Below are 20,848 nucleotides of genomic sequence, written 5' to 3'. Positions count from 1 at the left end.
TGATGAGGCTTGAATGATTCGGCTACCCGCTGTCGAGATCCCAGGACACGTGCCGGCTGAGCACCGAGGGCGGCAGGCCGAACATTTCGCGGGTGGTACGGGTCAGGTGAGCGCTATCGGCGAACCCCGCCCCGTGCGCCGCGCCGGTCAGATCATCCCCGGCCTGAACCCGGACGATCGCTGCCCGCAAACGCGACCACAACACATAACGCCGCAGCGGTATGCCGACCTGCTCGGTGAACAGATGCGTCAATCGGCTCGCCGAAAGGTGAACCAAACCCGCGAGTTCCGTGCCGCTGACCGGTCCTGCAGCCACCAGGTCAGGCAGCAGCCTCAACGCCTCGCTGACGGCGGGATGCTGTACCGCGATCGCATTGTCGGCGGTGGCGGGCGCCAGGTGCGCGATCAGCTCGTCCACCACCGCGGCCAGCGCCCGTCGACGGGTCGAACTCAGCACCGGGGTGACGGTCCACCCGGACCGCACGGCACGGGAGTGTGCGGCGTGTCCCGGCGCGGATTCCGGCTCCAGGAACACCACCGTGCCCTCCTGGGCGCCGACCTCGATCCGGTGTGGTGCGTCGGCGGGCACGACGACCTTCGTGCCCCGATGCCGGTCGGCGTGCTCGTCGAGCACAGTCAAGGCCGTAGTCGCGTTGATGATCTGAACGGCGTGATGCGCGTGGATATCAGTGGGGCCGATCGATCCGGTGAAGGCCAACACCCCCGGCCGCAGCAGCGCCGCCCCGCCCCAGCGCAACGCGGCAGCGGCATCGCCGCCAGGACTATCGTTCGCCACAAGCGATGATAGCGTTTGGCATCGATCGTTGGCTGGTGCTGCCTCCCCGGAACGCGCTGCACTGGTCACCGCGCGCCTGTTTGGGTGGGTGCGCAAACCCATCTTCTCCGCGCGGCTGGTGGCTTGCCTCACCCCTAGCGCTCATGGTCCCCAATCTCCTCGCTCTCATCGGCTGGGGCCTGCCTGTAGCCAGCATCCAGACGTAGGCACGGCTGACCGAAGAGCCCGCGCAGTGTTCACGGCGAACCAAAAGACCGCTCCGTCGCTACGATCGGACGCTTACTGCTTGGGACGACTGCGCGCCCTGGCGCCCCACGAGCGCGAAGACGTGCCATCGACCAAGCCGGTGAAGCTCACCCAGTCGGGCTTTATCGAATCTTCATAGAAGGACTAGGAAAGCCAAACGACTGACGAGAAGACTTCACGTCGTGAACGGTCCACCGTCGCCCGCGTCCGGCCGGTGCGGCGCGCACACCGCGGTGCTCAGCCCGTTAGCCGGTCACAACAAACCGATTCGGAGAATCTCATACATGCCGCAGACAGGCCGCCTACCCATGTTTCGAGCCACGGCGCAGTGGCTGCGGACGGCCGTCCTGGCGATGGCGGTGCTGCTGATCGCGGCCGCTTGCAGCTCGTCGCCGGCCGCCGCGCCCCAGCCCGAGGTCATCACTGATAAAGGCACCCCGTTCGCCGACCTGCTAGTCCCCAAACTGCAGGCGTCGGTGACCGACGGAGCGATCGGTGTCGCGGTGGACTCCCCCGTTACCGTGTCCGCCGGTGACGGCGTTCTCGGCCAAGTCTCGTTGACCAACGAAGCCGGCGAACTCGTCGACGGACAGCTCAGCCCCGATGGCGTGTCCTGGTCGTCTGCCGAACCGCTGGGCTACAACAAGCAGTACACCCTGCATGCCCAGGCCCTTGGACTGGGCGGCGCGACCACTACGACAGCGACCTTCGAAACCCACTCGCCCGACAACTTAACGATGCCCTACGTCCTGCCCAACGACGGGGAAACGGTTGGCGTGGGCCAACCCATCGCGATCCGCTTCGATGAAAACATCACCGACCGGATTGCGGCGCAGCAAGCGATCAACGTGACCACCACCCCCCCGGTCGAGGGAGCCTTCTACTGGCTCAACAATCGCGAAGTACGTTGGCGCCCAGCCGAATACTGGAAACCGGGAACAAAAGTAGAGGTGGCGGTCAACGCCTACGGCGTCAACTTCGGTGACGGGCTGTTCGGTCAGGATGACGTCACTACCCGGTTCACCATCGGTGACGAGGTCATCGCCACCGCCGATGACGCCACCAAAACGATGACTGTGCGGCGCAATGGTCAGATCGTCAAGACCATGCCCATCTCCATGGGCAAAGCCAAGACCCCGACCGATAACGGCGCCTACATCATCGGAGATCGCTACTCGTTTCTGGTAATGGATTCGTCCACCTACGGAGTTCCGGTCAACTCTCCTGACGGATACCGCACCGAGGTGGAGTGGGCGACCCAGATGTCCTACAGCGGGATCTACGTGCACTCTGCACCGTGGTCGGTGGGCAGCCAAGGCATCGCCAATGTCAGCCACGGATGCCTTAACGTCAATCCGGCCAACGCCCGTTGGTTCTACGACAACACCCGACGCGGCGACATCGTTGAGGTCATCAACACCACCGGCCCCACGCTGTCGGGGACAGACGGTTTAGGTGACTGGAACATCCCTTGGGATCAGTGGAAAGCCGGCAACGCCAACCTCTGAAACTCAGAGCAGAAGCGGAGACTCACAACCGCCGCCTCCCAGTCACCTCGTGGCACCAGTTATGCGTGTCAGCAGGACGTTTCGCATCACCGAACCGGGTTGCGAACTGCCGAGCGTCACCCAAGCATCGCGCGCCGCGGGGCCCACGCAGCGCAGGTGGCGCAGCCCTTTCCGCTACGACACCTTTGGTTTGCCGTCCTCAGGTAAAGGCGTTTTCACATGTCCGGACCACCTGCTATTTCGTAGTCCCGCCATCGACGACCGACACTGTCAAACACCCATTCGCAAAACACCATTAGCAATTCCAGCCGCCGAAATTCCAGCACTGTAATTCTGTTGCTGGTGTTACTGATGAGGCATATGTGAGTTAGGCTGATCTACGTATTCGCTACGTACATCGTTGCTGCACAGTACGGAACGCTCGGCTTCGCCTTTCTTGGCGAAACCAATCACCGGCGCTCCGACAGCCGAAAGAAAGAACGCCATATGGAACCGATGGCCCGATGCGTCCGCCCGGAGGAAGGCCGCGTATCTGCGGTCGGCTTTCGCCTGACTGGGGTGATCGTTGCCGTCGTCGCGACGGTACTTTTGGCGTGCACGCCAGCAGCCTCCGCCGAGCCGACAGGCGGTCCGTGGGATCCACTCCTGCCCAAGATCCCGAGTGCGGGAGCGCCCGGCGATCCGGTTGCCATCGCCAACGCGTCCCTGCAGGCGACGGCCGTTGCCACCCAGACTGCGATGGACTTGGGACGTAGCTTCCTGAGCAGTCTCGGACTCGTCAGTCCCGCGGCAAGCCCCCAAACGAGCGTCCGCGGCAACCGTCTCTACGGTGCCCAGGCGATCGAATACGTTATCCGCAGGGCAGGAACACAGATCGGCGTTCCCTACTCCTGGGGAGGGGGCAGCCTCACCGGCCCTAGTCGCGGTGTCGACCAAGGCGCAGGCACCGTCGGTTTCGACTGCTCAGGACTGACACGATTCGCCTTCGCCGGCGTCGGAGTACTGTTGCCGCGATGGTCCGGCGACCAGTACAACGCTGGCCGCAAGGTACCCCCCGCGCAAGCTAAACGCGGTGACCTCCTGTTCTGGGGGCCCGGCGGAAGCCAACACGAAGCGATCTACCTCGGCGGCGGAAAAATGATCGAAGCGCAACAAACCGGCGTTCCCATCAAGATTTCACCGGTGCGTACCGCCGGGATGACACCCTACGTCATACGGATTATCGAGACCTGACCCCGAACGCTTCCGCCAACAGCTTCCTCCCACCAAAAGCCTGGTCCGCACCGGGTAACGGTTCAGCCGGCCAGACAGTAGCCGACGCCGCGGACCGTCCGGACATAGCGCGGACAAGACGGGGCGTCACCGAGCTTGCGACGAAGATTGCCGATGTGCACGCCCAGTGCTGACCGCCCGCCGGGCTGCGCTGCCCCCCAGAGGACTTCCTGAAGTCGTCGGCACGTCACGGGCTCCCCTGGATCATCGGACAAAACCCGAAGGATCGCGAACTCCGTTCGAGTCAGCGATATGACGTTGCCGCGCTGATAGACCCGCCGGACCGCCACGTCGATCACCAGATCGTCGACGTGGCGTCGCTGCGCGCCGCCTTCCTCGCTGCGCTGGTGAGAATGCCTGAGTGTCTGCCGTATTCGCGTGCTGAGTCTGTCGCGGGAGCCGATGGGAGCCACTCCGACGCGCGATATCAGTGGCGCCATCTCTGTGTCGGCGAGCGCGACGACGCCGCACTGGGCGGCCTGGCGAACACGGTCAAGGACGACGGCGCCGTGCGCGGATGATCCCAGGCACACCACCACCACGTCGGGGTCATCGCCGCGCACCGCGGTGAGCGCTGCAGCATCTGAGCGTGCGACGTCGACGGCGAACTCTTCGGCGCGCAGGGTGCGGGCCAACATGTCGGCGTAGATGCGCCGAGGTTCAACCAGCAGAACGCGAATGCGCCCAGCGGCTATCGCCGGAGAGGCAACGCTGCCCGAAGCGGGGTGCGGCTCGATGGTCGTGGCAGTCTCCTTGCCAGCGTGGGCCATTCAGGGCGTGACGGCGTCTGCGCGGATGCTGGAACCAGCATATCGCCATCTACGTAGTTACTACGTAGATGGCGATATCGGGTGTCGGACATGTTCGCGTCTTCGGGTGTTCAGCGGGGGGTTTGCGCGCCAGAGGATGTCAGCTGTTCGGGTTGAAGTCGGCCGCGTCGGTCCAGCCGGAACAAGGCGGCTGCGGAGGCCAGCCCGATTGCCGACAGCAGGACCCACAGCAGCCAGGGTTGCCCGAGATCTCGGGCGGCCTGCATCAGCGAGCCGGTGGCCAGATTGCCGACAAGAATGCCGACTCCGACGATGGTGTTGTAGAAGCCGTAGTGCGTTCCGATGAGACGGTTGTTGGCCAACGAGACGACGGTGTCCATCTCGAACGGGAAGACGGCCGCCGACCCGACCGCCAGCACCGCCGTGGCGACGAGTAGCGCGGTCGCGGCGGCGACTCTGCCTGCCCTGGTGTCATCGGGCAGCACGATCAGCGGCAAAAACGACGCCGCGAGGATCAGCATGCCGATCACCAGGGAGCGGCCGGCGCCCCAGCGGTGGGCGAACCATCGTGTGATCCGCATCTGGCCGAGGACGGCAACCAGACCCGAGACCACGAAGATCATGGCGGTGACAACGGAATCGTTGCGCGGAAACAGGTCTCGCGCCTGAAGCGGCAATGCCAGATAGACCTGGAATGACAAAACATACGACCCGATCATGGCCGCCGCGAAGAGCAGAAAGGAACGGTTGGCCGCTACTGTTCGCCAGTCCTGCAGCACCGATGTCTTCTCATCAGGTGTCCCCGCGGCGCGGTGGGGCAATGCTAAGAGTTGGGCCACGGTCAGCGCTGCGAACACGACCGCTGCGGCGGCAGCTGTCATTCGGAAATCGACGAACATCAAGGCCAGCCCGACAAGGGGTCCGGCCAGAATGCCCGCCTGATAGAACACGTTGAACACCGCGAAGGCTTCCACGCGCCGTGGGCCCGCATCGGCCGCCAGATAGGCGCGCACCGCAGGATTGAACAGGGCGCCGGCGAAGCCGGTTGCTGCCGAGGCGATCAGAACCGCCGGCAGCGATTCAGCGAAGACGAGCAGGCCGAATCCTGCTGTCCGGAGGACACATCCGCAGACGATGAGCGGTTTGTAGCCCAGCCGGTCTGCCAGAGTGCCGCCGATGAGAAACATGCCTTGCTGGGAGAAGTTACGTACACCCAGCACCAGGCCGATGGCCCACGCGGCCAGCCCCAACGGGCCGGCGAGGTAGCCGGCCAGGTAAGGCATGAGCATGTAAAAGCCCAGGTTGATGCCGAACTGGTTGATCATCAGCATCCGACTCGGCCAACCAAAGCTGCGGAAAGCTGACAGCAGGGTCATCGTGGCTGCACCTCGGTGGGGTCGACAACGGTGGTGCATCGCGTCCACGCCGTGACTGTCTGGGTCATCGGGTCCTCAATGGTGGCGGGATGCCGTGGGAGCGCTGCGTCGAGCAGGCCGTGGGCGCGGCAGTAGTCGTCGTTGTAGATGGTGTCGAAGTAGCGTTGCGGACCGTCCGGGAAGATCGCTGCGACCGTGGCTCCGGCAGGGCTATTGCGTGCGACCCAGCCTGCAACCAGGGCGACCGCACCGACGCTCCAGCCGCCACTGGCGTAGTGGGTGGCCGCCAGGGTGCGGCATGCCCACACCGACTCCGCGGGGGCAACCCAATGCACTTCGTTGAACGCTTGGTAGTCGACGTTGCCGGGATAGATGCTCGATCCCAGGCCTCGCATGAGCCGAGAAGCCGCGGGCTGGCCGAAGATCGTCGAGCCCACCGTGTCGACGCCGATCAGCCGCAGCTGCGGGTTAAATTCTCGGAGGACGCGTGCGACGCCGGCCGAGTGGCCTCCGGTGCCCACCGAGCACACCAGGACATCAACGGCGCCGAGTTGTTCGTTCAGTTCCAACGCGAGCCCGCGGTAGGCCTCGACGTTATCGGGGTTGCTGTATTGATCGGGATGCCAGGCGCGCGGGTCGGTGGCCAAGATCTTCTGCACGCGGTCACGGCGAGCCTGCTGCCAGCCTCCCTGTGGGTGCGGTTCAGTGACCAATTCGATGTCGGCGCCGAACGCGGCGAGCATATTCTGAATGATCGGCTCCATCCCGGGGTCGGTGACCAAGGTGACGGGGTGCCCGTAGACCGTTCCAGCTAGTGCGAGACCCAATCCTAGTGTCCCGCTAGTGGATTCGACGATGCGGGCGCCGGGGGTAAGTGCCCCGCGGGAGCGGGCGCGTTCGACCATGTGTAGCGCGGGTCGGTCTTTCATTCCTCCCGGGTTGAAGCCTTCGAGTTTGGCCCAAAAACCCCGCTCTTCTGACGTGAACGGTGCGGTGATTCTCAAGACAGGGGTCTGGCCGACCATGGTGGCCGGCCGCTCGTTGCGGCCGCGTTGTGGCTGCGCCGATCGGGTGTGGGAAGTGCGTGCATGACGGATTGGCAGGGCAGGATTCATCGATGAATGTCGCTTCTGTGAGGCCGCGACGAAGCGCGGCGACTGACGGCAGGGAGCGGTCACCGGCCACCGTCGAAGACGACGGGGCCTGACGCTAGCCGATCAGCGGCGCGCGATACACAGGTGGGCGAGCACGTCGCGGCCGGTGCGCAGGGCGCGGGCGTTCCGTGGTGGACCGCGGATAGGCGCCTTCGCCGCCTGGCACCACAGCAGCGGAAGTACAGCCACGACGAGGCCCAGCGCGAGCGCGATCAGGGAAACCGTTCCCCGCGGCAGGATCGCTTCGGCCAGGGTGTCGGGCGTGCACTCGGCGTCGGGTTGGGAGACGTGGGGGTGGTCGAGCTCGACAGACATCGGCGCGCCGACCGCACTGGCGGCCAGGGTGTGCGGTCCGTGCGCAGGTGCCGCATTCACGCCGGGCAGTGCCCACTCGGCTCCGACGATGACGGTCCAGAACGCGATCAACGCCGCGACGATGGCGCGGCGGCGTTGCCCAGAGTTCGCGTCGAAATACTTCACGATGTTGCCGACTGTAGCAGCGGATCGGCGAATTCCGGCTCGGCCCCTGAGCCGATGCCGGGTTGTGATCAGAGCGCGACCGCCGTTGCGCCGAGCCAACCGGCCGTTCCGTCGCACGATCGAATTCGCCCGATGCCCTTGCGAAAACGCCCTTTTGGAGGTTCCGCGAAGGAGATGCAATAGATCGGAGCGCTGCTTGCACCGCAGATCATCTACGGTTTTACTACGTAGATAATTTGCTCTCTATCGGCCCGCGCGCCAAGCGGTGTTTCCTTTGCTGGCGGCCTACGCGCATTGGCTCCACCTGCGCAACGTGCGGCCGGCGTTGAGGCGCTAGTGGTGGCAGAGCACCTGGATGAGAGCGGGTGTGGCGAGCATGGCGGTGATCGCGGCTGTCAGGCAGATGCGGTGGCGCCATCGCACGTGCCGGCGTGTGGGGGTGAGCAGGCGCTGCGCTCGCGCGATGACCGCTGTTCCCGCCGCGGCGAGGCCTTCCCGCGCAGGCGGGTGTTCTCCGGCCAGAGCAGATAATCCAGCCAACAGCGGATGCGTGCCGACGCGGCGCACGGCGGTGTCGTCAGCGCACATCTCCAGCAGTTCACCCACACGATGAGGAGCCGTCGCGAAAAGCGGAAGCCGCGGCAGTGTGCCCCCCAAAGCGCGGAGGGCCATGAGGATGTGGTGGTGGCGCCCCGAGATGTGCGCGTTTTCATGCGCCAGAACCGCTTTGAGCTGTGATCGATTCAACGACTTCATCGCCGCGGAGGTGACGATGATGGCGTTCGGGCGTCCGACCACGCAGTAGGCAGCAGGCCGGTCGGCCTCCACGACCACCACATTGGGATGGTCGGTGGGTCGGCCGACGATCCGCGCGGCACGCGCGTGCTCGTGACTTCGCGCCCGCAGCCGCGACAAGCAGCGACCGATCCGCATTACGACGAACCCTGACGTCAGGGTTCCTACCGCGATGAGAACAACAGAACCGATTCGTCCGGCCATGGGGGTGTGCTCGGAGAAGCCAAACAGCTCCAGGCACAGCGTCACGACCGCGCCCGTACGAATACTGTCCGTCGTTGCGCCGATGACCATGATCAGCGCGACGAGCCACGCCGTCAGCGTCGCGGCGACGGTGGCCAGCCAGGCGGCCACTCCCATATGGGGGCTGATGCCGTGACGGGTCATCCGCCTCAGGACCGGTGGCGCCCACCAGGCCAGCGCGCTGCCATAGAGGAGCAGCCACAGCGCGGCGGTCATCACCGACGCCCCTTGCGCAGAGCCGCCTTCAAACGAGCGGACTGCTCGGCGTTCATCTGCTCAACAAAGAACGCCAGCACCGCATCGGTATCCCCGCCGGCGTCGAACGCGGCCTTCATCAAACGCGCGGAACGCTCCTCGCGGCTCATGGACGCCTGATACACGTACGCTTTCCCATCGCGCTGACGTTGCAACCAGCGCTTGCGGTACAGGTTGTCCATCGTCGACATCACGGTGGTGTAAGCGATCTGGCGCCGTTGAGAGATCTCGTCGAAAACCTCACGCACCGTGACAGGCTCGGCGTAATCCCACACGCAATCCATGACCACCGCTTCGAGGTCGCCGAATCCTCGCTGTTCCATTTGCGCCTCCCGCTCTCCGCGACGAGCTGGCCTCCTCGCGCCCCGAGCTCTTCAGCCCCCAATGTAGCTGCCGAGCTGGGAAAAGCCGCGATACGCCTCACCTCGACCGCATAGGGCGAGCATCTGCACTACCGGCCGCGGCGCGCGAAACTAGCGCCCGTGACGCACGGTTGTAACCGACCCGAGACTGTGACAGACGTTCCTCCTGATACCAAAGTGATGTACGTTCCGTCTACGTACTATTGTGCTACGTACTTAGCTCGGTAGTAGGAATGCCGCGAGTGCCGTTCGGCTTAGGTGCGCGGCTCGACAACGCTCACCCCAGCTGAGGAGATCGATGCGGCGCCTCACTTCTTTCCTGAGTCTCTGCGCATTAATGCCGGCACTAGTGCTCAGCGCCCCGGGTACCGCTGTTGCCGGGCATGACGGCAGCCCCGACCGCGACGACGTTCCCTCATTGGTTGCGGCCTTCGCCGAAGCGAACCAGCGGATGGCCGACGTCGGTAGCGACATCCAGATCAAGCAAGAGGGCGTCAACCGTGCCCTGGTCGAGGCCGCGGCCGCTCGCGACACCCTCGCGCAGGCCCGACGCGACGTTGTTGCCAGCGACCAAGCCCTTACCGACAGCCAACACGCGATCGAGGCCGCGCAACAGCGCTTTGACCGCTTCGCCGCGTCGACCTATACGAACGGGCCGTCGGGTGCGTTGCCGCTGGCACAAAGTCCCGAGGAGATCCTGGCCGGGGCCTCGACCCAGCAGACCCTCACCATCAGCTTTCAGCGGGTCCGCGACGACCTCCTGCGTCGGCAGACCGATCAGGCCAACAAGCTTTCTGCTGCGACGGCAGCGCGGGCGCGCGCCGAGAGCGCCGCCGCGGACGCCCAACGCCGGCAAGACGACGCGGTAGCCGCACTCCGGGACGCCCAGCAGACGTTTACCGCACAGCAACGCGAGGTCGAACGGCTCGCTACCGAACGCGACTCCGCTCAAGCACGACTGGAAGCCGCCCGACCGGTGGCGGCGACAGCCGCCGCGCCCAGTGCCGCGCAACCCGGCACTGGGCCGGCATCCGGCGCTCCCTGGGACCGCGGCACCACGTCGCCGGGGGGCGCCACCAAGGGGGGCCTGTGGGACACCACGCTGCCGATGGTGCCCAGCGCTAACCTGGCCGGCGACCCGGTGGCCATCATCAATGCCGTCCTCAAGATCATGGCGACCTCGGCGCAGCTGACGGCCGACATGGGCCGCAAGTTCCTCACCAAACTCGGCATTCTGTCTCCAGTCACCGCCGCCGCAGATCCCGGCATCACCAACGGACGCATCCCCCGCCTCTACGGCCGCCAGGCCTCAGAATTCGTGATTCGCCGCGCCATGTCACAACTGGGCGTGCCCTACTCCTGGGGCGGCGGCAACGCCAACGGCCCGTCACGAGGCATCGACCAGGGCGCCAACACCGTGGGTTTCGACTGTTCGGGCCTGATGCTGTATGCCTTCGCCGGCGTCGGCATCAAACTCGACCACTACTCCGGATCGCAATACAACGCAGGCCGCAAGATCCCCTCGTCACAGATGCGACGCGGTGACCTCATCTTTTACGGCCCCAACGCCAGCCAGCACGAAGCGATGTATCTGGGCGACGGCATGATGATCGAAGCCCCCTACACCGGGTCGGTCGTCAAAATCTCGCCCGTACGCACCTCCGGCATGACGCCCTACGTCACCCGCTTGATCGAATATTGACATCGCCGCGATGCCGCGCAGGTAGACCGGTCAGTGCGCCGCGGTGCGGCCGCTGCGAATCGGCCTCCTCAGGCACGTCAGGCCGCCCCGAACGACGCGGCCAGCGAGAGGCGTTAAATAGCGCCGTCGCGCCGGCGATCGCAGCCGCCCACAGCACCACGACCACGGCACACAGGATCAGCCACGCTTGCCACCCGAGACTGTTCGGGCACACGTCCATCAGCCAACGCATGTCAGGCCCTCCTCCGCAGTGAGCCTCACCCCACCGCAGGAGGAAAACGGTATGAGTCGTGTGAAGATCTGCTGAAGATCCAGCCGCCCGGTCAGCCATACCTGGTTACGGGCGCACCAGCAGGCACCATATGGGACATGCAGCACCACCACCTGGGCGCGCCTGAGAGCGCGAAGGGATACCGCGCGCTGGTCGTCGACGACGAACTCCCCCTGGCCGAAGTAGTGGCCAGCTATCTCGAACGCGAGCAGTTCGAAGCCGTCGTCGCCGGCAACGGTGTCGACGCAATCGCCGTCGCACGCGACCTGGATCCCGATGTCGTCATCCTTGACCTCGGCCTACCCGGCATCGACGGACTCGAGGTCTGCCGGCAATTGCGGACCTTCTCCGACGCCTACGTCGTCATGCTCACCGCCCGTGACACCGAACTGGATACCGTGCTCGGCCTCACCGTCGGCGCCGACGACTACATCACCAAACCCTTCAGTCCCCGCGAGCTGGTCGCGCGCATCCGCGCCATGCTGCGGCGACCCCGCATCCTGCAAACAGCCGCCGCACCCGCCGAACGACAGACAGCCCCGCCGCGCCGCTTCGGCGCACTGAGCATCAACGTCGCCGCCCGCGAGGTACATATCGACGACGAACTAATCCTGTTGACCCGCACCGAATTCGACATTCTCGAAGCCCTGTCCGCGCGGCCAGGAATCGTGCTGAGCCGTCGACAACTTCTCGAAATAATCCGCGACGAACCCTGGGTCGGCAACGAACACCTCGTCGACGTCCACATCGGACACTTACGACGCAAACTCGGCGACGACGCCGCACGCCCCCGCTACATCGCCACGGTTCGAGGTGTCGGATACCGGATGGGAACCGGACAGTGACTCCCCCACCTACGTCGACCCCTCGCCGGCGTCGACGGCCGGGCCGTCCCGGTATCGGCCTGCGACTCCTGGCGGCCCAAGCCATCGTGCTGGCGGCCGGAGCGGCGACGACCGCGGTGGTCGCTGCCGTGGTCGGCCCACCGCTGTTCCGCGAACACCTCCACCGTGCCGGTGTCCCGATGGACTCCCTGGAAGAAGTCCACGCCGAAGAGGCCTACGGCTACGCAACGGTGATCTCCATCGGAGGCGCCCTAGCGGTGTCAGCACTGGCCGCCCTCGCGGTCAGCTTCTACGTCAGTCGACGCCTCCAACGGTCCATCACCGAAGTCGCCGCCGCGGCCACCGATGTCGCTGAAGGGAACTACGACATCCGCGTGTCACCGCCGCGCCTCGGCGATGACTTCGACGCCCTCGCAACCGCATTCAACCAAATGGCCTCCCGGCTTCAAGCCGTCGATTCGACACGCCAGCAACTGTTCGGAGACCTCGCGCACGAGATCCGCACACCCGTGGCAGTACTCGAGGCCTACATCGAGGCACTCGAAGACGGCGTGCGCTCCCTGACACCCCAGACAGCAGCCATGCTGCGCGACCAAACCCGTCGGCTGGTGCGATTCTCCGATGACGTCGCCGCGCTGGCGAAGGCCGAGGAAAGTGCGATGTCTATGTCCTACGCCTCCCTCGACGTGAACCGCCTAACCCGCCAGTGCGTCGCAGCAGCACAAGAACGCTATGACACCAAGGGGGTCGGACTGCGCGTACACCTCCCGCAACCGCTACCGCCGCTTTGGGCCGACGAACAACGACTGTCTCAAGTGTTGGGGAACCTGCTGGAGAATGCGCTACGGCACACACCGCCCGGCGGGTCGGTACACCTTCACTGTCTTCGTGACGGCGACCAGGTAAAAATCGCTGTCGCCGACACCGGAGAAGGGATCACCGCCGAGCACGTCACCCGAGTGTTCGAACGGTTCTACCGGGCAGACACCGCCCGCGACCGCGAGCATGGCGGCGCCGGTATCGGGCTCGCCATAGCCAAAGCGCTCATCGAAGCCCACGGCGGATCCATCTCGGTAGCCAGTGCTGGACCCGGCGCCGGCGCAACATTCACCATCGCCCTGCCCATCACCCCGATACGCAGCGAACACCACCCTGCCACGGCTGCTCAACGCGTCCCTGACTAGTGCCCTCTCCGCGCTACTTGTCCAACATTCCCTGCATCGTGTCGATCTCTGCTTGCTGAGAAGACACGATATTGCGCGCCATCTCGACCGCCGCCGGGAACTGGCCGTTGTCAACTTCCTGCTGCGCCATCATGATCGCGCCCTTGTGATGCTCGATCATCTGGGTCAAAAAGAGTCGGCTAGCCTCAGCGCCCTGCGCGTTCTGCAGTGCAGCCATATCGGCTTCCGACATCATGCCCATACCGCCGCCGCCCATACCCGGCATATCACCCATGTCTCCGCTGGGCATTTGATGGCCAGGCATGTCATGACCGGGCATTGCGGCGGTGCTGGGGGCCGTCGTCGACGAGGACACTCCCCAGTCCCGCAGCCAGCCCTGCATCTGTTCAATCTCAGGACCCTGAGCGTTCTTGATCTCGTTGGCGAGTGACACTACTTCAGGATCAACTCCCTGCTTGCCGAGCAGCATGTCGCTCATCTCGATCGCCTGCTGATGATGAGGGATCATGCCCTGCGCGAACGTCACATCAGCATCGTTATGGGCAGCGTCACTGCTCGCAGCACTGGGCGAAGCCGACGCCGACGCTGCTGCCGAGGTGGTGCTCGACGCCGATGACTGAGACTCGTTCGTTGCATTCGAACAGCCGCTGACAAACAGGGCCGACGCCGCAAGCGCCGCAAGCCCGAATCCAAAACGCTTGTGCTGCATCGCACATCCTTCCTCGAACATCTTCGTGACACCATGCGTCCACACGGCAAGCCTTGCGCCGCCGCACCCCAGCCTCAGCAATCCGAGTATGGGTCGGTTCGTGATCCGATGAAGATTTGATGAAGACACCTCCCCCGGTCTGTCACCCGCGGTCGGCGCCACCCGAGGCGCAGCCACCTCACGCAGTAGCCACGCACTGCCCACCTACTATTGAACTACGTAGATCTCGTGACCGGAAGGTGTCCGTGTGCTGATCCGCAACCTTTTCGCCATCGCCCTGACCGGGGCTCTGGCCGCGGCCTGTTCGTCGAACGCCCCCGAAAGCCCGCCACCCGCCGTCGCGCCGGGCATGGTGCACATCCACGGCCTCGGCATCAACCCATCTGACGACAAGCTCTACGTCGCAACTCATTACGGCCTCTACACCGTTGAGCAAGATCAGGCGCCCCAACGAGTCGGTGAGCTCTCGCAGGACTTCATGGGCTTCACCGTCGCCGGCCCCGACGAATTCCTGGCCAGCGGCCACCCCGACCCCGCCGATCGCCAACAACCGCCCCACCTCGGCCTGATCAAAAGCAGCGACGCCGGCCAGTCCTGGGAACCTCTGTCATTGCACGGTAGCGCCGACTTCCACGCACTCAAGTACCGCCACGGACGGGTCTACGGTCACGACAGCCAATCCGGCACCGTAATGGTTAGTTTTGATCAGCGGTCCTGGCAACAGCGCGCAGAAGTCCCCGCCGTCGACCTCGCAATATCACCGGATGCCCCGGATGAGATCCTCGCGACAGCACGCCAAGGGCTGCTCCGAAGCACCGACGGGGCGAGGACGTTCAGCGCAGTCACCGGTGCGCCGGCACTGCTGTTCATCAGCTGGCCCGACCGCGGTCCCCTGCTCGGCGCCGACCTCGAAGGACGGCTGTACACCAGCGCCGACGACGGGCAGACCTGGCAGCCGGGCCACTCGCTCAACAACAAACCCCAGGCCCTGCTCGCCGCGGGCAACGGTCAGGTCTACATCGCCACAGATACCGCCATCTACACCTCCACCGACAACGGCGCGACCGTCAACGTCCTCACCGCTGTCGAATAGACGGCTGGCCCGAAACCCCACGGAATACCGCACCAACGCATCTGAGGAGCCGCAATGCCGGATGACCACCTTCTCATCACCGATGGCGCCACCATCGCCTACCAGCTCAGCGGCCCACCCAACACGGTGCCAGTCGGCTATGGGCACGGCGTGCTCATGAGCCGGCAGATCGTGCGCGGCCTGGGCATCTTCGACATCGACACTATCGCCGAGGGCCGCCGTCTGATCACCTACGACCAACGCGGACACGGCGCATCACGGGGCCGACCAGAACCCGAGGACTATCGCTTCGAGCAGGCAGCCAACGATCTCCTGCGCGTCCTGGACGCGGCCGGCCTCGATGAACCCATCGATTTCGCCGGATCCTCGCTCGGAGCCGCTGCAGCACTGCACGCCGCCCTCAACGCTCCTCGCCGATTCAGGCGGCTGGCACTGGTGATCCCTCCCGTCGCCTGGGAAACAGGGCCCGATCAACTGCGCCAGTGGTACTTCGACACCGCCGACCTCATCGACTCCATTGGAACAACCGCTTGGCGACAACAATGGGCCGAAGCTCCCCCACTGCCGATCTTCGCCAACTACCGGCACGGCAAATTCGAACCCGGCGTCGACGACGATGTGGTCTCCGCCGCGCTGCGCGGAGTCGGCTCCTCCGATCTACCCGACCCCAATCGGCTGACCTCCATTCGCCAGCCCACTTTGGTGCTGGCCTGGGACACCGACCCCTTGCATCCCATCTCCACCGCCGAGCGCCTCGCTGAGCTGATCCCCGACTCGACGCTGCACGTCGCTCACACCATCGACGAGATCCGCAAGTGGACGGAAATCACCAGCCGTTTCTTCAACGATTGACGCAGCGCCGCGGCGGCGGCCTAGTACCGCCGCACGTTGTGAATCGGTGCCGACGAGATCGGCGCCACTTTCACCGGCGTTCCGTACGTCGACGCGTGCACCATCAACCCGTCGCCGATGTAAATCCCCGCGTGAGACACGTCAGCATAGAAGGTCACGATGTCGCCGGGCCGAACCTCTGAAAGCGCCACCGGCTGCCCGCCCTGCGCAAGCGCCTGACTCGACCGAGGCAACGACTTGCCGTTCTGCAGAAACGCCCACTTAATCAGCCCAGAGCAGTCGAACGCATCCGGACCGGTGGCTCCCCACGTATAAGGCGACCCCACCCGTGTCAGCGCCGCCTGGACCACCGCAACACCGTTCCCCAAGGAGGCCCCGCCCGCCGGGCCCGGCATAGCAACGATGCTCGGATCGCTCACCGGCGGAGTCGACGGCAAAGGAGGCGGCGCGGGGCCAGGGTCAGCCAGAATCGCTCGCTGATCAGGCGTCAAAGCGTCGTAGCGGGCCTGCACAGCAGCAATCTGCTCCGCCATCCGACGCTGTTTGGCCTCCAGGTCGGTCCGCACTGCCGCCGCCTCATCGGCCGCACTCCGTGCTTGGGCTGCCGACTTCGCAGACCCCTCCGCAGTTGCCGCGGCCCGCGCACTGGCCGACCGGAACGCAGCCATCTGCACAGTCAGCTCCGACGCAACCGTCTTCTGGACTGCCAGCTGATCGATCAAATCCTGAGGAGACGTCGCCGTCAACGCCGCCGCCAAGGTATCCGTGCGCCCCCCCACGTAGGCAGCCGCGGCCAACCTGTCGACAGCAGCCTGATACCTCACCAGATCGGCCGCCGCTGCATCCGCGGCCATGCGATCCGAAACCGCCCCCTTCTCCGCAACCTGCTGCGCTGCGAGCTTCTCGTCAAGGTCGATCTGCGCCGTGTGAATCTGCTCGGTGGTCTGCTCCGCCAGACGCGACAATTCAGTCAGTTCGGCAAGCGCATCAGCCGCCGGATCAGCGCGCACATCGGTTGCCAAAAGCGCAGCAACAACGCCGAAAGCCACCAAAATGCAGACGAACCGTCTACCCAACGCGCGCGGCAGGACCGCCAGCACAGATGAATTCACAACAGCGAAAACCTTCGGCAAAGTAAGCAAGTACGTACTAGATACGTAGGTCACGGTTAGGTTACGAGGCCAGGCAGCCGCTGTCCAGCCGGGCCTTGCGAAACAACCGGTCCATCCACTGAGGCCGGAACGGGCCCTGAAATCCGGTGTCCCGTGTCCTCGCCACTCGAAGCGAACCGCCCGGCATCCCCGAATAGCACGGCGTGGCACCCGATACAGGGCGATGAGGAGGACACGGCGGCAGGTGCTACCAGCGCGCAGAACAATGCGATCGCACCCCGACCTCCTCGCCGGCACCGTGCAGCGCGGCAAGGCCACTCTTGCTTACCTCAGGCTTTCTGCCCCCCGCGTCGGTCAGTTCTTCAAGCTTGCGCGCTTGAGCAACACGCCGCGCGTCGATCTCAACGGCCACGGCACGGCGAAACGATCGGGCGGCACCGCATCTGCCGGGCCCGCACCGCCCGAGTTTCTGCTCTGCTCGTGTTGTTCGACGCCAACACGGTGCGACGTCACGCGACGCGGTACTCGTGCAGCGCGGCTAAGCGCCCGCGCGCGACACCACCGCCGCACACCCTTCCAGCTCGGCACTGCGACACCGCGCGCCAGACCATCCAGCTCGCCGCACCCGCTCCCACGCGCACCGGCTCCAGGGGGGCCCTGACGTATGTCACCACAGCGTGGCCTGATCACCGAGCAGCGCCGCGTCCCCACCATGGCGCACCGCCTCCCGCAGCGTCGCCGACCGTTCCCGTCGAATACCGCGACCGTCGAGGCGTCGCAACGCATATCGGCCGCCGCCGCGATGCATCCGCGCCATCCGCTCAATGTTGTCACCCTGCGGGCCGGACCGACGTGCTGATGGGGTTTTGTTGCCGCCGAGATCTTGACGCACACGGTTGTCGCATTCGTGGAGCCCGAGCACCCCAGCGGCCACTACACCGGACACGATCGCCAACGCGTAGCGGTGCGGGCGAACGCACAATCCTGAACGCTCGCGGGTCAGGTAGAGCTGACCGTAGCCATCGGCGCCGATCGCGCCGGTCCAGATGTCGCAATCCGAAGCCGTTGGGCCGCAGACGACATGGCTGTGAAAGCGCGTGATCTCGGCAGCGTGCACACGCTGATCAACAACAAGCTGTCCCGCGCTTCTCATGGCCGTTGAACCTATCCGCCGGCACTGACATTCAGCGCGGCCACCGCGGCCCGCTCCACCGGTGCCGTAACCCTGCTCCCGGGTGCCCCTTTACCGCTGCGCAGCCCCTGCCACGTCGAGCGCTCCCCACCGCGCTGGGCAGACCTGGTGTAGTCGGACGCACAGGCCGGTTCGCAGCACCAGGGGCGCGACCGGCGTGTGCGTCAGCGGGCCGACCGGCGTAACGGCGCACCTCCATGATGGCCCACGCACCCGCCGACCCACGCACCCCGGCCGTGCACATCGTCGTGCACCACCGGCCTCGTTGCACCGTTGCGCAGTGCGTCACGCCGAGGCTGCATCCGCCGGAGGCTGGTCAGCGTGGGGGTCAACCCCCTGAGCGGTCGGGCCGGACAATGCCTCCAGACCTAGTGCATGCGAACCATTCCCGGCAGTCCGCTTCTCGCATTTCGGAGCATGCCGTGCCATGGTGCGGACGATCCCGATTCCGACGTCGGTCCGTGCGGCGATGGTCGTCAGCGTCTCACCACGGCCCTGCATACGTGCGACCGCCGCGCCGGCCTTGGCCCGATGGCCAGCCACCCGCTTGGCCGCTTCTGCGTCGACCTGCGCGCGCAGCTGGGCCAGGCGCTCCCTCTTCCAACTTTCGACTTCGGCGACCTTGCCGACCGCGACGAGAAAGTCCGCGGCGTCATCGATGTTCGCCTTATCCCGCGCGGCGCGTTCCTCGTTGGCGCGTCGGGTCGCTTCGCGTGCCCGGCGCCGGGCTTCCACCTTGGACGTTGCTGCTGTCATAGTCGCCGACAGTAGAAGGTCCACCGGCGAGCGGACCACCACCGCAGCCACATTCGCCTCTCACCAATTTTTTCGCCTTCACCGCATCCGTCTACCACCACTCACCTCACCACGCCCACAGCCCGCGTCACTCACCACCGAGCACCGCCCACCCAGCTCCCTGCCCCATGACCCCCTTCCGTCGCCCCACCACAGACCACACACCTCTTGCACTATGGGTCGGAAGGTCGCGAATCAACCTGAAGTTGACGCGTATATCTGGCGCATGGGACCAGCGCCGGATGCGCTTCATTGAACCACTTTCGTGTTCCTCCTGGTAGACGGATTTCGCTCGCAGGTGTGGTAACTTGCGGTTGTCATTGACAACTCTAAGTTGACGATAGATGGAGGTTCTCTTGTGAGCGTTCCGGGGTCGGCGCACTTGGTTCTTGCCTCGGGCGTGGTTCACCTGGACGAGGCCAGCGCAGTCTTCGAAGCGATGCTGTCTGGGTGGGGTCGTCAACAGGCGTCTCGGCTACTCGCTGCTGAGGCCACGATCGAGCCGCGGCTGGCGTTGGTGCGGCGGTTCGCAGAGTTCGCCGGGGCGCCTCCGTGGGACTGGACTGCCGGCGATGTCGAAGACTTCACGGCCGCTTTGATGTCGGGCCCGGAACGCAAAGCACCGTCGACCATTCGCGGCTATCACATGTCGTTGCGGATGTTCTGCGACTACCTACTCGATAGCCGCTACGGTTGGATCGCGCAATGCGAGAACAGGTTCGGACGGATCCCATCGCAGGTCTGTCACGACTACAACACCGCCGCGCATCTGGTCGACTACGAGGGCAAGCCCGCGCGTCGCCCGTTCACCTACGACGAACTGGAAACATTGTTCGATTTCCTCGATGATCGCGTCGATGTTCTCGCTCGGTCCAGGAACAAAGGCGCGTTCGCGGCGCTGCGCGACGCACAGATGATCAAGACGGCCTACGCCTTCGGTTTACGCCGCCGCGAGCTGTGCTATCTCGATCTCGCCGACCTGCGTCCGAACTCGCGGATGCCGGCCTGGGGCACGTTCGGCGCCGTCCACGTTCGCTACGCCAAATCACGTCGCGGCAGCTCTCCCAGGCGTCGCACCGTGCTCGCCGTTCCGGAGTTCGACTGGGTGATCGACGGACTGCGCCAATGGGTCGACCACGGCCGCCCACTCCTCAGCCCCGGGAACCGTCAAGAGCTCTGGCTGACCGAGCGTCGACGGCGCGTGGCGACCAAGACCATGGATAGGCGATTCGCCGTCGCACGGGTGCAAGCGGGACTGCCTGCCGAGCTCACCTTGCACTGCCTGCGGCACTCCTATGTCACCCATCTGATCGAGTTCGGTTATCCGGAGCGGTTCGTCACCGAACAGGTGGGGCACTCGTATGCCTCGACCACCGCGATCTATACCTCGGTGTCCGACGACTTCAAGACCAAAACACTGCAGGCGGCGCTGCGCCGCGTCTACGGATCATCCACGACGACAGGTGAAGGCGGAGATGAGCACTAGGACCGTGCTGCGGTGGAACCTGCGTCAGCTGATGGCCCAGAACGGAATGTTCGCCACCACCGACCTTGTCGCACCGCTGCACGAGCGTGGCGTGGAGATCTCCCGACAGATGGTGCACCGGATCGCGACCAAGCCCCCGCAGCGCATCAATCTCGACCTGCTCGCCGCCCTCTGCGACATCTTGTCGTGCACGCCCAACGACCTGCTCGAGCTCGTCGCCGAACAAGTCCGTGAGGCGCCCGCGGTCAACGACAGCGGACCCGGCATCGGCGACCTGCGACCCATCCGCGCCACCATCCGCCGCCCCCACGACAACCAGTGACTCAGCGGGCCTGCTGGGAGTGTGCAAG

General features: G+C 65.2%; 21 protein-coding genes. 9 read left to right on the top strand and 12 right to left on the bottom strand.

What is annotated here, in order from left to right:
* Positions 1–22: 22 nt before the first annotated feature.
* Positions 23–796 (bottom strand): helix-turn-helix domain-containing protein, encoded by a 774-nt coding sequence (locus BLW81_RS13220; protein ID WP_235632257.1) that lies wholly within the window; start codon positions 794–796, stop codon positions 23–25.
* Positions 797–1,326: 530 nt separating this feature from the next.
* On the opposite strand from BLW81_RS13220, the gene BLW81_RS13215 reads away from it, so the two are divergent.
* Both BLW81_RS13215 and ripB read left to right on the top strand, forming a co-directional pair.
* On the top strand, positions 1,327–2,550 hold the full coding sequence (locus BLW81_RS13215; RefSeq protein ID WP_083407556.1) for a L,D-transpeptidase: 1,224 nt from the start codon (positions 1,327–1,329) through the stop codon (positions 2,548–2,550).
* Positions 2,551–3,036: 486 nt separating this feature from the next.
* Positions 3,037–3,783, top strand: a complete 747-nt coding sequence (gene ripB, locus BLW81_RS13210) for an NlpC/P60 family peptidoglycan endopeptidase RipB (protein WP_046361656.1) — start codon at positions 3,037–3,039, stop codon at positions 3,781–3,783.
* A 62-nt stretch (positions 3,784–3,845) separates the two neighbouring features.
* Here ripB and BLW81_RS13205 read toward each other — a convergent pair whose 3' ends face one another.
* The 6 genes from BLW81_RS13205 to BLW81_RS13180 all read right to left on the bottom strand — a co-directional run bounded on the left by BLW81_RS13205 (position 3,846) and on the right by BLW81_RS13180 (position 9,218).
* Positions 3,846–4,460 carry a winged helix-turn-helix transcriptional regulator gene (locus BLW81_RS13205; protein WP_083410510.1) on the bottom strand — a complete coding sequence of 205 codons (615 nt, stop codon included), beginning with the start codon at positions 4,458–4,460 and terminating at the stop codon, positions 3,846–3,848.
* 242 nt (positions 4,461–4,702) lie between these two features.
* The gene (locus tag BLW81_RS13200; protein ID WP_011856854.1) at positions 4,703–5,968 is read right to left on the bottom strand and encodes an MDR family MFS transporter; all 1,266 of its coding nucleotides are present in this window, start codon (positions 5,966–5,968) and stop codon (positions 4,703–4,705) included.
* Positions 5,965–7,083, bottom strand: coding sequence for a PLP-dependent cysteine synthase family protein (locus tag BLW81_RS13195; protein ID WP_083407555.1), 1,119 nt, complete (start codon positions 7,081–7,083; stop codon positions 5,965–5,967). Before BLW81_RS13195 ends, BLW81_RS13200 begins: the two co-directional genes overlap by 4 nt.
* 102 nt (positions 7,084–7,185) lie before the next feature.
* Positions 7,186–7,602 carry a putative copper homeostasis (lipo)protein LpqS gene (gene lpqS / locus BLW81_RS13190; RefSeq protein WP_083407554.1) on the bottom strand — a complete coding sequence of 139 codons (417 nt, stop codon included), beginning with the start codon at positions 7,600–7,602 and terminating at the stop codon, positions 7,186–7,188.
* Between the two features lie 333 nt (positions 7,603–7,935).
* Positions 7,936–8,856, bottom strand: coding sequence for a M56 family metallopeptidase (locus BLW81_RS13185; RefSeq protein ID WP_011856857.1), 921 nt, complete (start codon positions 8,854–8,856; stop codon positions 7,936–7,938).
* Complete coding sequence (locus tag BLW81_RS13180) at positions 8,856–9,218, bottom strand: BlaI/MecI/CopY family transcriptional regulator (RefSeq protein ID WP_083407553.1); 363 nt, start codon at positions 9,216–9,218, stop codon at positions 8,856–8,858. The genes BLW81_RS13185 and BLW81_RS13180 overlap by 1 nt, the downstream gene beginning before the upstream one ends.
* 325 nt (positions 9,219–9,543) lie before the next feature.
* Here BLW81_RS13180 and ripA point away from each other — a divergent pair, with 325 nt between their 5' ends.
* Complete coding sequence (gene ripA / locus BLW81_RS13175; protein WP_173839720.1) at positions 9,544–10,959, top strand: NlpC/P60 family peptidoglycan endopeptidase RipA; 1,416 nt, start codon at positions 9,544–9,546, stop codon at positions 10,957–10,959.
* Here the strand turns inward: ripA and BLW81_RS13170 are convergent.
* The gene (locus BLW81_RS13170) at positions 10,937–11,191 is read right to left on the bottom strand and encodes a hypothetical protein (RefSeq protein ID WP_235632256.1); all 255 of its coding nucleotides are present in this window, start codon (positions 11,189–11,191) and stop codon (positions 10,937–10,939) included. The two genes, ripA and BLW81_RS13170, sit on opposite strands and share 23 nt — an antisense overlap.
* Before the next feature lie 137 nt (positions 11,192–11,328).
* Between BLW81_RS13170 and BLW81_RS13165 the strand changes: the two genes are divergently transcribed.
* Together BLW81_RS13165 and BLW81_RS13160 are read left to right on the top strand one after the other, a co-directional pair.
* Positions 11,329–12,075 (top strand): response regulator, encoded by a 747-nt coding sequence (locus BLW81_RS13165; RefSeq protein WP_083407550.1) that lies wholly within the window; start codon positions 11,329–11,331, stop codon positions 12,073–12,075.
* Entirely contained in the window at positions 12,072–13,259 is a 1,188-nt protein-coding gene (locus tag BLW81_RS13160) for a sensor histidine kinase (RefSeq protein WP_083407549.1), read from the top strand. The genes BLW81_RS13165 and BLW81_RS13160 overlap by 4 nt, the downstream gene beginning before the upstream one ends.
* 13 nt (positions 13,260–13,272) lie before the next feature.
* Here the strand turns inward: BLW81_RS13160 and BLW81_RS13155 are convergent, their stop codons facing one another.
* On the bottom strand, positions 13,273–13,968 hold the full coding sequence (locus BLW81_RS13155) for a DUF305 domain-containing protein (RefSeq protein WP_083410509.1): 696 nt from the start codon (positions 13,966–13,968) through the stop codon (positions 13,273–13,275).
* Between the two features lie 247 nt (positions 13,969–14,215).
* Between BLW81_RS13155 and BLW81_RS13150 the strand changes: the two genes are divergently transcribed.
* Both BLW81_RS13150 and BLW81_RS13145 read left to right on the top strand, forming a co-directional pair.
* Positions 14,216–15,061, top strand: coding sequence for a F510_1955 family glycosylhydrolase (locus tag BLW81_RS13150; protein ID WP_083407548.1), 846 nt, complete (start codon positions 14,216–14,218; stop codon positions 15,059–15,061).
* A gap of 54 nt (positions 15,062–15,115) precedes the next feature.
* Positions 15,116–15,913, top strand: coding sequence for an alpha/beta fold hydrolase (locus BLW81_RS13145; protein WP_083407547.1), 798 nt, complete (start codon positions 15,116–15,118; stop codon positions 15,911–15,913).
* A gap of 20 nt (positions 15,914–15,933) precedes the next feature.
* Here BLW81_RS13145 and ripC read toward each other — a convergent pair whose 3' ends face one another.
* The 3 genes from ripC to BLW81_RS13130 form a co-directional block, all read right to left on the bottom strand.
* Positions 15,934–17,025: a peptidoglycan hydrolase RipC gene (gene ripC / locus BLW81_RS13140; RefSeq protein WP_157897687.1), complete on the bottom strand. Its 1,092-nt coding sequence runs from the start codon at positions 17,023–17,025 to the stop codon at positions 15,934–15,936.
* Positions 17,026–17,692: 667 nt separating this feature from the next.
* Positions 17,693–18,178 (bottom strand): hypothetical protein, encoded by a 486-nt coding sequence (locus BLW81_RS13135; protein ID WP_235632255.1) that lies wholly within the window; start codon positions 18,176–18,178, stop codon positions 17,693–17,695.
* Positions 18,179–18,502: 324 nt separating this feature from the next.
* Entirely contained in the window at positions 18,503–18,973 is a 471-nt protein-coding gene (locus tag BLW81_RS13130) for a hypothetical protein (RefSeq protein WP_073683298.1), read from the bottom strand.
* Positions 18,974–19,370: 397 nt separating this feature from the next.
* On the opposite strand from BLW81_RS13130, the gene BLW81_RS13125 reads away from it, so the two are divergent.
* Together BLW81_RS13125 and BLW81_RS13120 are read left to right on the top strand one after the other, a co-directional pair.
* A complete protein-coding gene (locus tag BLW81_RS13125) occupies positions 19,371–20,498 on the top strand; it encodes a tyrosine-type recombinase/integrase (RefSeq protein ID WP_046363131.1) in 1,128 nt (375 codons plus the stop codon).
* Positions 20,488–20,820, top strand: coding sequence for a helix-turn-helix domain-containing protein (locus BLW81_RS13120; RefSeq protein WP_024449211.1), 333 nt, complete (start codon positions 20,488–20,490; stop codon positions 20,818–20,820). Before BLW81_RS13125 ends, BLW81_RS13120 begins: the two co-directional genes overlap by 11 nt.
* The last annotated feature ends 28 nt before the right edge of the window (positions 20,821–20,848 follow it).

Source organism: Mycolicibacterium rutilum (assembly GCF_900108565.1).
Classification (GTDB): domain Bacteria; phylum Actinomycetota; class Actinomycetes; order Mycobacteriales; family Mycobacteriaceae; genus Mycobacterium; species Mycobacterium rutilum.
This window is presented reverse-complemented; position numbering and strand designations above follow the sequence as displayed.

Coding starts and splice junctions, on each gene's coding strand:
- BLW81_RS13120 (WP_024449211.1), top strand. CDS start 20,488: ATGAGCACTAGGACCGTGCTGCGGTGGAACCTGCGTCAGCTGATGGCC.
- BLW81_RS13205 (WP_083410510.1), bottom strand. CDS start 4,460: ATGTTGGCCCGCACCCTGCGCGCCGAAGAGTTCGCCGTCGACGTCGCA.
- BLW81_RS13180 (WP_083407553.1), bottom strand. CDS start 9,218: ATGGAACAGCGAGGATTCGGCGACCTCGAAGCGGTGGTCATGGATTGC.
- BLW81_RS13145 (WP_083407547.1), top strand. CDS start 15,116: ATGCCGGATGACCACCTTCTCATCACCGATGGCGCCACCATCGCCTAC.
- BLW81_RS13130 (WP_073683298.1), bottom strand. CDS start 18,973: ATGACAGCAGCAACGTCCAAGGTGGAAGCCCGGCGCCGGGCACGCGAA.
- BLW81_RS13215 (WP_083407556.1), top strand. CDS start 1,327: ATGCCGCAGACAGGCCGCCTACCCATGTTTCGAGCCACGGCGCAGTGG.
- BLW81_RS13195 (WP_083407555.1), bottom strand. CDS start 7,083: ATGAATCCTGCCCTGCCAATCCGTCATGCACGCACTTCCCACACCCGA.
- BLW81_RS13185 (WP_011856857.1), bottom strand. CDS start 8,856: ATGACCGCCGCGCTGTGGCTGCTCCTCTATGGCAGCGCGCTGGCCTGG.
- BLW81_RS13155 (WP_083410509.1), bottom strand. CDS start 13,968: ATGCAGCACAAGCGTTTTGGATTCGGGCTTGCGGCGCTTGCGGCGTCG.
- BLW81_RS13135 (WP_235632255.1), bottom strand. CDS start 18,178: ATGAGAAGCGCGGGACAGCTTGTTGTTGATCAGCGTGTGCACGCTGCC.
- BLW81_RS13170 (WP_235632256.1), bottom strand. CDS start 11,191: ATGCGTTGGCTGATGGACGTGTGCCCGAACAGTCTCGGGTGGCAAGCG.
- BLW81_RS13165 (WP_083407550.1), top strand. CDS start 11,329: ATGCAGCACCACCACCTGGGCGCGCCTGAGAGCGCGAAGGGATACCGC.
- ripB (WP_046361656.1), top strand. CDS start 3,037: ATGGAACCGATGGCCCGATGCGTCCGCCCGGAGGAAGGCCGCGTATCT.
- BLW81_RS13200 (WP_011856854.1), bottom strand. CDS start 5,968: ATGACCCTGCTGTCAGCTTTCCGCAGCTTTGGTTGGCCGAGTCGGATG.